At 42.7% G+C, this 11746-nt stretch carries 7 protein-coding genes and 3 pseudogenes; 6 read left to right on the top strand and 4 right to left on the bottom strand.

Annotated features, from left to right (window positions below):
- Positions 1-4 precede the first annotated feature (4 nt).
- From AAEZ02_RS12975 to AAEZ02_RS12965, 3 genes and pseudogenes are all read left to right on the top strand, one after another.
- Positions 5-1417 (top strand): annotated as a pseudogene (locus tag AAEZ02_RS12975) (putative bifunctional diguanylate cyclase/phosphodiesterase); the annotation flags it as partial.
- Positions 1418-1578: 161 nt separating this feature from the next.
- Entirely contained in the window at positions 1579-2850 is a 1272-nt protein-coding gene (locus tag AAEZ02_RS12970) for a DEAD/DEAH box helicase (protein WP_124013961.1), read from the top strand.
- Positions 2847-3947, top strand: a complete 1101-nt coding sequence (locus tag AAEZ02_RS12965; protein ID WP_351123494.1) for a CobW family GTP-binding protein — start codon at positions 2847-2849, stop codon at positions 3945-3947. The genes AAEZ02_RS12970 and AAEZ02_RS12965 overlap by 4 nt, the downstream gene beginning before the upstream one ends.
- A 158-nt stretch (positions 3948-4105) precedes the next feature.
- Here AAEZ02_RS12965 and AAEZ02_RS12960 read toward each other — a convergent pair whose 3' ends face one another.
- The 3 genes from AAEZ02_RS12960 to nadK all read right to left on the bottom strand — a co-directional run bounded on the left by AAEZ02_RS12960 (position 4106) and on the right by nadK (position 9871).
- Positions 4106-6913 (bottom strand): FAD-binding and (Fe-S)-binding domain-containing protein, encoded by a 2808-nt coding sequence (locus AAEZ02_RS12960; RefSeq protein ID WP_124013959.1) that lies wholly within the window; start codon positions 6911-6913, stop codon positions 4106-4108.
- Positions 6914-7013: 100 nt separating this feature from the next.
- The gene (locus AAEZ02_RS12955) at positions 7014-8666 is read right to left on the bottom strand and encodes an L-lactate permease (RefSeq protein ID WP_124013958.1); all 1653 of its coding nucleotides are present in this window, start codon (positions 8664-8666) and stop codon (positions 7014-7016) included.
- 326 nt (positions 8667-8992) lie between these two features.
- On the bottom strand, positions 8993-9871 hold the full coding sequence (nadK, locus tag AAEZ02_RS12950) for an NAD(+) kinase (RefSeq protein WP_124013957.1): 879 nt from the start codon (positions 9869-9871) through the stop codon (positions 8993-8995).
- Between the two features lie 163 nt (positions 9872-10034).
- On the opposite strand from nadK, the gene grpE reads away from it, so the two are divergent.
- Entirely contained in the window at positions 10035-10640 is a 606-nt protein-coding gene (gene grpE, locus AAEZ02_RS12945) for a nucleotide exchange factor GrpE (protein WP_124013956.1), read from the top strand.
- A 170-nt stretch (positions 10641-10810) separates the two neighbouring features.
- On the opposite strand, the pseudogene tnpA reads toward grpE, so the two are convergent.
- Positions 10811-11122: pseudogene (gene tnpA, locus AAEZ02_RS12940) on the bottom strand (IS200/IS605 family transposase); the annotation flags it as partial.
- A gap of 121 nt (positions 11123-11243) precedes the next feature.
- On the opposite strand from tnpA, the gene AAEZ02_RS12935 reads away from it, so the two are divergent.
- Both AAEZ02_RS12935 and AAEZ02_RS12930 read left to right on the top strand, forming a co-directional pair.
- Positions 11244-11444: a helix-turn-helix domain-containing protein gene (locus tag AAEZ02_RS12935; protein WP_351123490.1), complete on the top strand. Its 201-nt coding sequence runs from the start codon at positions 11244-11246 to the stop codon at positions 11442-11444.
- Between the two features lie 93 nt (positions 11445-11537).
- Positions 11538-11746 (top strand): annotated as a pseudogene (locus AAEZ02_RS12930) (RNA-guided endonuclease InsQ/TnpB family protein); the annotation flags it as partial.

Raw genomic sequence — 11746 nt, 5'->3', positions numbered from 1 at the left:
TTCACTAACCATTAATTCGATCGTCCGAACAAAATCACAGGCTGCGCGATACGTGGCGTTATTTTTTGATATTACCGAGAAAAAGCAAACTGAGGAGTTGATATGGCGCCAAGCCAATTATGATGCACTCACCGGTTTGCCTAATCGTAGGATGTTATTAACATTTTTAAATCAACAGGTGTTGAGTTCTGATCGGCAGCATAATCATTTTGCATTGATGTTTTTAGATTTAGATTTCTTTAAAGAGATTAACGACACCTTGGGCCATGACATGGGTGATGTGTTGTTACTTGAAACAGCAGATCGTCTAAAAAAATGCGTACGAGAGACCGATATCGTCGCCCGCCTTGGTGGTGATGAATTTACCATTGTGTTGACGGCCCTTGAGGATACTCATGGTGTGGACCGTGTTGCACAGCAAATACTTAACCGACTTGCAGAGCCTTATTTCTTGGGTGATCAAACCGCTTACATTAGTGGCAGTATTGGTATCACCTTATTTCCTGACGATGCAAAGACCACAGAAGCATTGTTAAAAAATGCCGATCAAGCGATGTATTCGGCCAAAACGCATGGCCGTAATCGATTTAATTATTTTACCTCCACAATGCAAGATAATGCACAAAAGCGGATGATGCTGATCCAAGATCTCAAGGTTGCCATTACCCAACAGCAATTTGAGTTGTATTATCAGCCTATTGTGGATTTAAGCAGTCAGCAGGTCATCAAGGCTGAAGCATTATTACGTTGGAAGCACCCGACCATGGGGTTAATTTTGCCTGCAGATTTTATCTCTATTGCCGAAGACACCGGCATGATAATCGATATTGGTAATTGGGTATTTTATCAAGTCAGTGAGTTAGCGGCTCAATGGAAGACACAATTTAATTGTGATATTCAGATCAGTATTAATCTGTCGCCTGTTCAGTTTAGAGACGGGTCGACCGGGGTTAAAGATTGGCTTAAACACATGTCGACACTCGCAATGTCTACCAATAATATTTGTATCGAAATTCCTGAAAGTCTATTACTTGAAACTGAGCCAAATGTCGAGGCTAGGTTATTAGCTTGCAGTGATGCGGGTATGCAAATGTCGCTCGACGATTTCGGAACGGGTTATTCATCGCTTTCCTATTTAAAAAAAATCAAGATTGATTACCTTAAAATTGATCAACGTTTTGTGCGTAATGTGACTGCAGAAAGTAATGATCTGTGTTTGTGCGAAGCGATTATCGTGATGGCCCATAAACTCGGGATGAAAGTGATTGCCAAAGGCGTTGAAACTGAACAACAACGACGTTTATTGGTGTTGGCAGATTGCGATTATGCCCAAGGATATTTATTTTCGAATGCATTATGTCGACACGATTTTGAGCAAAAGTATCTGGTGGTAAAAAGTGGCCTCATTGCCAGTTAGTCAGCTGATATCCCGTTAGTGCGGTTATTAGTTCAAAATCTGCGTGACTGCTGTGATGTTATGGCTAATGTCATACTAGTGCCATCACTAATGTAATAGTTAATGGTGTTTAGATTAGTATATAATAGTGGCCTATTTTTATTTGTTTTATTGAGTCTGTTATGTCATTTACGTCGCTAGGGTTACCGCCATTATTACTAGATGCGGTTAACCAATCTGGGTATCAAACTGCTACTCCTGTCCAACAAGCGGTGATCCCACTAGCGCTAGATGGCCGAGATGTGTTGGCCAGTGCCGAAACCGGTACCGGAAAAACAGCTGCTTTTGCGTTACCTTTGTTAAGCCATTTAATGGCACAAGATCATTTGGACTTATCGCCATCGCACCGTTTACGTGCATTAATCATGACGCCGACACGTGAGTTAGCGATTCAGATTGAACATAATTTAGTTAAATACAGCCAGTTTATCAACCTGACCAGCTTAGCCGTTTATGGCGGCGCGAGTATCAATCCCCAGCGTAAGGCATTAGAGCAAGGCGTGGATGTGTTGGTGGCAACACCAGGACGATTGTTCGATATTATTGGCCAACATGAACTGGATTTATCATCAGTGACCCATCTAGTGATTGATGAAGCTGACCGGATGCTTGACCTTGGTTTTGTTAAAGATATTGAAAAAGTGAAGCGTTTAATTGCCAGACAACATCAAACAATGATGTTTTCTGCGACCTATTCTGAACTAGTTAAAATGCTTGCAGCTAAAATGCTAAACGATCCTGAATATGTGCATGTTGAAACCCAAACTACAGCCGCCAATGTTGCTCAGCAAGTGTATAAAGTGGATACCCGCCGTAAAGCTGAGTTATTATCAGAATTAATTGGCAAACATAATTGGCAGCAAGTGATGGTGTTTACCAGCCGTAAAGAAACGGCAGATCATTTACACCGTGAATTAAGCCTAGACGGTATTAAGTCATCGGTATTTCATGGTGATAAAAGCCAAGGAGCACGCAACCGTGCGTTAGAAGAATTTAAAGCGGGGCAGTTACGGGTGTTGATTGCCACTGATTTGGCCGCTCGAGGGCTTGATATCCAAGCGCTACCAAGGGTCATTAACTTTGAATTACCTGAAGAGTGCGAAGATTATGTTCACCGCGTTGGGCGTACAGGCCGTGCTGGACTTGGCGGTGAAGCGATTTCGCTGGTGAGCCCACAAGAGCTAGAATTACTTGCCGCAATTGAGCAACTCATTGAGCAATCATTACCGACTTTGGTGCCAACAGGGTATGAAGAAGGGGCGCCATTACCTGCAAGGTATCGAGATGTAGCGCCAGAAAAGCCCAAAAAAGTGCTTAAGTACAAACGAGGCAAACCGTCGCAAGCCGATGCTAAGCCTACTCGAAAGGGCAAATATGCTAAAGCGAAAAAATGATCACCAAGCCGATTAATACTAATATTATTACCGGCTTTTTGGGTGTGGGTAAAACCACGCTCATTGGCCAGCTATTAGCTCATAAGCCTAAAGGTGAAGTGTGGGCTGTGCTGGTTAATGAATTTGGCGAAATAGGCATAGATGGCGGGTTGTTAAATGCGACTGTGGCTGGTGGTGATAATCTTGCTACTGAGTCGGGGATGACACCAACAAAGAAGGCGGGTGTCGTCATAAAGGAAGTGCCAGGTGGTTGCCTATGTTGTGTGTCTGGCTTGCCAACACAAGTCGCGATAAATCAGCTTATTCAGCATACTAAACCAGACAGATTGTTGATAGAACCTACTGGGCTTGGTCATCCTGCCGAAATTGCAAAGCTGTTAACATCTGAATATTATCAGCATGTTATTACACTACAGACTAGTGTGTGCCTAGTTGATGCCCGAAAGGTCAGTGATCCGCGCTATCAACAGCATGATACGTTTACTCAACAATTAACAATGGCTGATGTGTTGCTGGCCAATAAAGCACAAGATTATACCGAAACTGATCATCTGCAATTACAGCAGTTCCTCAGCCAATTACACTTGCAACATACACCGCTTATTACGGTCGATAATCACTTTACCGATGTTGAGCTGATCCAGCAGATATTATTGCGCTTAAATACGCCGACAAAATATCAACCGCTTAATACTTCTCAACGACTACTGCGTCAAAAATCGCTTACCCAGACATGGCTTTCTAGCGCACCACCGCTGAGTGATATCGATACCCCTGAGTTTTCACCGGCCGGGTTTATTCATAAAACTAATCAAGGCGAGGGCTGTTACAGCAGTGGTTGGATATTCTCTGCGGCGCATTGTTTCCAGTTTGAACGATTTATGGCGTGGGTAGACACGGTTAAATTGGATAAGGTGCTGAGGTTAAAAGCCATTGTTATTACCCGCGATGGGGTGTTGAGCGTGAATATGGTGGATAATCAGTTAAAGCTCGATGAACTTGATGATGCGCTAGATACACGGGTTGAAATTATTAGTGATATGCCACTCGATGATAAGCTTTTGCAACAACAATTGCTGGGGTGTTTATTGGTTTAGTTTTTGCTATAACTTCGTTTTTGTAATGATTTTAGTTGCAGGTAAGCGTTTAGTTATCCGTATTCAATAAATCGTTGGCAGTATTCAATAAAATAAGGGCATTGATATGATATCAATGCCCTTATTGTTTATGCTATTTACTGTGATGGTCCGTTAGTTTAACGAGTACATTCTTCTAGTAAATAGGCTAAATGGCGGTAAGAAATACCACTGTGTTGGGTTAAGCCGACTTCACACATACGGTTGGAGTAGTAACCTTCTTTAATTTCCGCAGGAATAAGCTTTTTAATGTTGCGCAATGCGCTGGCGTTAATTTCTGGCTTGTACAAGCCTTTTTCGCCAGCATAACCACAACAGGTAATACCTGCAGGTAATTGCACATTTTGAGCACAGGCGTCAGCAATAGCTTGCTGATGCGGCTCTAGCTTCATCTTACGAGCACTACAACCTTGATGTAAGGTGATGTTGCTAGTTTTCTTCGTGATAGTCATGTTAGGTAACATCTTGTCGTGCATAAACTCGACTAAATCGGTAATTTGTACTTTAGGATTACCGGTTAATGTGCGATAGGTACAAGACGTTCCATCAAGGATCACAGGAACTTTGCCATTGTCAGACTGTTTACTCAGTGCTTCAATGAGTTCATCGCGCTTAGCATCGGCATTTTTGAAATCACCTTTTGATTCCCACATCTGACCGCAACATAAATGACGGGTATTGTCTGGGACGATCACATTGTAACCTGCACGTTCGAGCAAGGTGATAACCACTTCAGGTAGCGTGCGGTTATCAGGATCTTTCGGGGTTGGGCCAAATGTTCTGCCGCCACAAGCAGGGAAGTACAGCACGCTTGGCTGTCCCGGTATATGCTTGGATGGCTTAGCCACTTTGCCACCTTTAGGGAAGTCTGGATTCCAATAAGGCACTTCTTTAGTAATTAAACGACCTGCTTTCATTAATGAGCCGGTGATGCTATCCCCCGTCACTTTATGCAGAATGCCTAAAATATCAAAACCTGTGCTGATCACTTGGTTTACCGCACCAAAATGATTGGCTTGGAAGTCGAGCACTTTTTGTTCTGTGGTGGTGATGTAAGGTGTGCGCAGTTTACGCACCAAATTACCCATGCTGTTGTCAACTGGGCAGGCTATAGTACATAGCTGACAGGCTGCACAGGTATCAACCACATCATATTTGGCACTGGCACGCATTTCTGCGGCGGCTTTTTTATCACCCGATTGCTCTAAACGTTCAATTTCACGCAGAACAGCAATACGCTGACGAGGCGAGAAGTTCAGGGCTGTTGTCGGACAGGTCTTTTCACAAAAACCACACTCAATACATTTATCAACAAAGTCATCAACGACTGGACAAGGCTTAATATTTTTAACGTGTACTAGCTTGTCATCATTGAGAAGAACCCCAGGGTTTAACAATTTACTTGGGTCGAAAATCTGCTTGATTTGCTTCATTAAGGTGTAAGCGTCGCTGCCCCATTCCATTTCAACAAAGGGAGCTACGGCCCGGCCTGTACCATGTTCGGCTTTCATCGAACCATCGTACTTATTGACCACCATTTCAGCGACATCTTGCATGAAGTCTTGGAAACGATTGATATCGTTTTGTGAGGCAAATGTCGGCGTGATCATAAAGTGGAAGTTACCGGCTAATGCATGGCCATAAATCACCCCTTCTGGGTAATTGTGTTTATGGAATAGTGCAGTTAAGTCTGCCGCAGCACTGGCTAAGTGTTTTACTTCGAATGCAACATCTTCAATAATGACCGATGTGCCCTTAGGTCTTGCGCCGCCAATAATTGGGAACAAACCAGAACGCATTGCCCAATATTTGCCATAAACAGCTGCATCATTGGTGAATTCAGTGGGACGTTCGGTGTCAATGTGGGCGATTTTTTTAATCACATCTTTAGTGTATTGTACTAAGGTCTCTGGATCGTTAGCACGAGACTCGATTAATAAAATAGCTGAGCCTTCTGGTAAACTACTTAGCCACTCAGGCATGCCCGTTTTACCGGTAACCGATTTAATTGATGCCCAGTCGAGCAATTCTGCTGCGGCTACGCTATCGCCTATAATCAGTGGTATTGCGCTTGCGGCATCATCCATGCTGAAGAATACTGCCATGGCAGAAGCTTTAAACTTGGCTTCTTCAACCGTGTGATAAGTCACTTCATTAACAAAAGCGAGCGTGCCTTCTGAACCGACAATCAAGTGATTAATCAGCTCAAAGGGATCACTGAAGTCTGTGAGGGCATTAATACTGTAACCCGTGGTGTTCTTAATTGAGAACTTTTTACGGATGCGGGCAGACAGGGTTGGATTCTGTTGAGTTAATTGCGCTAGACTAGTTAATGCGGTAATTAACGTAGCATGTGACTGGCTAAACGCCGCTTTAGACTCTGGGCAACCCGTATCGAGTTCAGTCCCATCGGCAAATATTAATTTAGCCGACTTAATGGTTTGATAACTGTTTTGCGCAGTACCACAACACATGCCAGAGGCATTGTTCGCCACTATACCTGCAATTTGCGCCGAGGCTAATGTGGCCGGGTCGGGACCAATCTTTTTATTAAAGGGTTTTAACGCCAAATTCGCGTCAGAACCATACACCGCAGCCCCAAGGGTTATTGAGGTTCTATCTTCACTGATATCAATGTTTCTAAAACCATCATGGCCCAAAATAAGTAAAATGCCTTCACCAATTGCCTGGCCCGATAAACTCGTACCCGCAGCGCGAAAGGTCACTGGCACATTATGTATTCTGGCGATGTTAAGGGTTATTTTAACTTGTTCCGGAGTATCTGCGTGTACCACAATTTCAGGTACGATACGAAAGTAACTGGCATCAGTTGACCAAGCAAAACGACGCACAGGATCATTAGATACGGCGTGTTTGCCTAGTTGTGACGTTAACGTATCCATCACTTCTTTATAATTAATAGTCATAACATGCTCTCTTAACACTCGAATGAATAGCAGGCACTGCATGCCTGCTGCTGTTGTTGTTGTATTGCTATCGTTAGAATAGAAGCAACTTTATTGTGAATTAAAATCCACCCCAGAAAAAAGCAATAGTGCCTGCCACTAAGGCATAACCTAGTGCGATAGGCATTGTTTTACGAATAATTTCAGACTCTCGTCCTGCCATTCCCACCACAGTTGCCGCAGCAACGACGTTCATGACACACATCATGTTGCCCGCATTAGCACCAATACCTTGTAAGGCTAGGGCCATTGCATGTTTCATCCCGATATTATCGGCAACAGTATATTGCAGGCCTGAGAACATCATGTTCGAGAACGTAGCAGAACCCGACAAGAATGCACCAAAGATACCCACAATAGGTGAAACCCAAGCCCAAACTGAGCCCATGCTGTTGGCAAGTAAGTCTGCTAATGCAACCGGCATTGACGCTAGACCTGCGCCATTCTCACCTGAATTTAAGAATATTTTCACCATAGGTACAGACGCACCTAATGAAATAATAGTCGGTAGCATTGATTTGCAAGACACTGTGATTGATTGCTTCATGGCGGTAGGTTTCATTTTGAATAATACGAAACTAATTAAGCATACAATAATAAAGAAGGCACCTGGAGCATATAGCGTGGCAAAGCCTGCTTTAAGCTCTGTACCTAATAAACCAGTCCAACTAATGTTAAAGCTTAGTAACCAGCTCTTAAATGGAGCAATAACACGAGATAAGACTAACAACGCAGCCATAATGATGTATGGAGACCAAGCGGCAAGTTGTGTGAATTTTACCGGTGTTTGGTTAAGTGCTGTATCTTCATCTGATTTATTGTCATTTTCGCTAAAGTCACACCAAGGTTTTGATGGTAGTAACCAGCCTTTTCTAGCGACAGGAATAACTAACGCCATACCCACAAGTGCACCAATAACAGAAGGGAACTCAGGACCGGCAACATAGTTAATTAACCATGCTGGTATGGTAAAGGCAAAACCAGCAAATAAGGCAAATTTCCAAACTTGTAAGCCTTCCATGATGGATTTATTACGACCGAAGAAGCCGGTCAATACACAAACCATCACTAACGGAATTAATGAACCGGTAATTAAGTCAATGGTGATCATATGTTGAGCGATATACTGTGCATAACCTGCAAAGGTACCACCATGTTCAGCAATTTGAGCAGCAGCCATGTTAACGCCGCCCTCAGTTAGACCTTGATCCATACCAAACAATACCGGTAAACCAATCGCCCCAAACGATACGGATGTAGAGTCACCAATTAACGCGACAACTGCTGCGCCAATAGGTGGTACACCTAATAATACCAGTAGTGGTGCACCGATTGCTGCCGGAGTACCGAAGCCAGCTGAGCCTTCAATAAACGAGCCAAACAACCAGCAAATAATGATTACCTGAACACGGGAATCAGCGCTGATGTTAGTAAAACCTGCGCGGATGGTGTCCATAGCACCAGAATATTTAAGCGTATTTAACAAAAACACTGCGCCAAAAATGATGGTAAGCGGTGTTAATGCTGCGAGAAGACCTTCGACCACGGATGCCGCAAGAAGTTGCGTATCCATTTGCCAAATAAACAATGCTGCAAGGCCCGTAACAACCATAGATATGGGCATTGCTTTGGACGCTGGCAAGCGCATTAGAACTAAAAAGACCATTACGCTAATAATGGGCGTTAAGCTTGCTAGTAACTGTAATATTGTCATGCATACCTCTGCCTATAAGTGGGTATAAGTTGTTATTATTTGTTAGCATTTCGCTAACTAGGGCGTAATAGACGTTATTTAAGTGTTAAATGTGTTGATCGAGATCATTTAACATACGAGAAAGTTTGTTGGCCGATGAAATTGTGAGGCTTGTCATGTATAGGGTTGCATGCGAGTGTTCAAGGTCACATCTTTTGAGGGCACAAAAGTTCATATACGGTAAAACCAAACGAGTCATCGATTGGGTTTACAATATAATTAATTAGTGGTTGTTAATGTGAAGAAGCTCACTAGATAAGAGAAAGTGTTGTGACGGGAGTCAAATGTTAGAAAAGTTTACTTCCCCAACCTAATTTGTTACGTAACACATGGAAGTAATTGTGTCCTTTGGGATGGATGAGTCTTAGGCGTTCGTTCGAGCGGCGAATAAAGATTTCATCACCAGGTAATACCGCTAAATGGACATGGCCATCACAACTGACTTCGAGATTTTCCCCATTATCAGGCGATACCACTAATTTAATGATGCTACATGCATCGACGACAATGGGTCGACAAGATAAGGTATGAGGAAACATAGGCACTAAAATAAGCGCCTGAAGATTAGGGGTTAAAATTGACCCGCCAGCTGACAAAGAATAAGCCGTAGAACCTGTTGGCGTGGAGACAATCATCCCATCAGCGCGCTGGCTATACATAAATTGCTCATCGATATAAACTTCAAACTGGATCATATGAGCAATTTTACCAGGGTGAAGCACTGCTTCATTCACCGCGGTATTGCTGGAGGTTATTTTACCGTGGCGGTGAACTTCAGCCTCAAGTAAAAAACGATGTTCAGTTTCAAATTCTCCACCCAATACTTTAGATAAGGCTTCTTCGAAGTTATCGGGAGGTAAATCGGTTAAAAAGCCTAAATTGCCGCGGTTTACGCCAATCACTGCAACATTGAAACGAGCCAATACCCGGGCAGCACCTAGCATGTTACCATCACCGCCAACCACGATGGCTAAATCACAATGCTCACCCATTTCAAGTAGGTCCATTGAACAAACATCAGGGTCTAGCTCTGCAGATATTCGTCCTTCAACGATAACCTTAAAGCCCTGCATACTTAACCAATGATGCAATCGAGTTATGGTTAGGTTAGTCCCTTGATGATGTGGTTTACCGATGAGTCCGATTGTCTTGAACATTTTAGTCATATTCGCGTTTGTTATGCCTTTAGGCCTTGAAACATAAGAATTGATCCCCATAATATACTCAAACTTATTATAAGTGTGAGTTTTGCTGTTAATTTCTCAGTAAATGGACACTTTATTTATTGTCGTAGAATACCAAATTACGCATTTTTTAGCTGGAGTGAAAATGAGCAACGAATCGAACAACACATCGCAAGATCAAGTGGAAGACGTGGAAACACCTGAAGTCGTGGCTGATGACGCAAGTTTGATAGATGAATTAACCCAAGCAAATTTTCGCATTGAAGAATTAGAGCAACTATTGGCTGAGTCTGAAACTGCGTTAGCTGAGCGTAAAGATGTTGAAGTGCGCGCGGCAGCTGAAACACAGAATATTCGTACTCGCGCGGCAAAAGATGTTGAGCAAGCACGTAAGTTTGCCTTGGAAAAGTTTGCTAACGAACTGTTACCTGTCATCGATAATATGGAACGTGCCTTACAGGGCACTAATCCTGAAGATGAGGCGACCAAAGCGATTTATGAAGGTGTCGATCTGACCATGAAAGGCTTTTTAACCTCAGTTGAGAAGTTTGGTGTGACTCAGGTTAATCCACAAGGTCAAGCATTTAACCCTGAACATCATCAAGCTATTGGTATGCAGCCCAGTGCTGAGTATCCTGCTAACACTGTCATGATGGTAATGCAGAAAGGTTACTTATTAAATGATCGTTTATTACGTCCTGCTATGGTGATGGTATCTCAAGGCGGCGCAAGTGTGGATGTTGAAGCTTAACGCGTTGACGTCAACATTTTCTGCTAGAGACGAGAACCATTAGCACTAGATGAATAAACACTAGTGCAATAGACACAAAAAAGGACTGAATTTCAGTCCTTTTTTATCTAATCTGTCGAGAACCCCCCGTGATCCGAGCGTAGCGAAAGTCGCGGGGATGAATCGATAAACTAAGCTTGCTCTTGAATATATTTTCGAATTGTATCAGCGGAGGCATTGCCGACTGAGCAAGCAAAATATCCATCAGACCAAAAAGTATTCTCCAACCAAAATTGCTTTTTAAGGTTCGGATATCTACTCCAAATTAATCTGTTGGTTTGCTGCTTAATTCTTCTAACATGCTGCCCAACAGCATATCTTGGCGAAATCCTCAAAAGAATGTGTATGTGATCCCTATCTATTTCGATCTCTTCAACTGAAAAGTCAGACTTCTGCGAAATATCTAGAACAGCTCTCTTCATAAACTCGCCAACTTCACCATGTAGTAGTTGCTTTCAATATTTAACAACCAGTATTAAGTGCAGCACAATGAGATACTTACAGTGTGAATTAGTTTGGTATTCCACTTGACAATCTCAAGCTATACAGTAGTCTATACAGTATATGAAAAAACCGCTCAGATATAACTTTCGGCTCAAACCGACAGCAGAACAGGAAGCCAAACTAATTGAGTTTGGCTCATATGCTCGTGGGTTGTGGAACTTGTTGTTGTCAGAAAATCTGCGTCGTTATAGGTACGACAAAACGTTTTTGTTCTATCCAGAAATGTCAAAATTAATTAAAGAGTTAAAGGTATTCGAATAGTTCTCTTGGTTAAAATCCTTTGATTCTGCGGCTGCACAGCAAGTGGCAAGGGATCTGGATACGGCTTTGAAAAACTCTTTTTCTAAGAGTCGGTTGCAAAAATTCCCGACGTTTAAAGTCAGCTTCAAACAGAAAAAACTGCACAATGACAGTTTTAGGTGTGTAAATAACTCGAACTGTATCCGCATCGAAAATGGTGCGGTCAGCATTCCGAAAATTGGCAACGTACCGATTGTTTTACACCGTAAATTAGTCAGTGAAATCAAGACTGTTACTGTCCAACTATCACATGGTAAATGGAA

Origin of the sequence: Shewanella sp. T24-MNA-CIBAN-0130 (genome assembly GCF_040310185.1) — a bacterium.
GTDB classification, from domain to species: Bacteria; Pseudomonadota; Gammaproteobacteria; order Enterobacterales; family Shewanellaceae; genus Shewanella; species Shewanella psychromarinicola.
The sequence above is the reverse complement of the archived record's forward strand: the minus strand, read 5'-3'. Positions and strand labels throughout refer to the sequence as shown.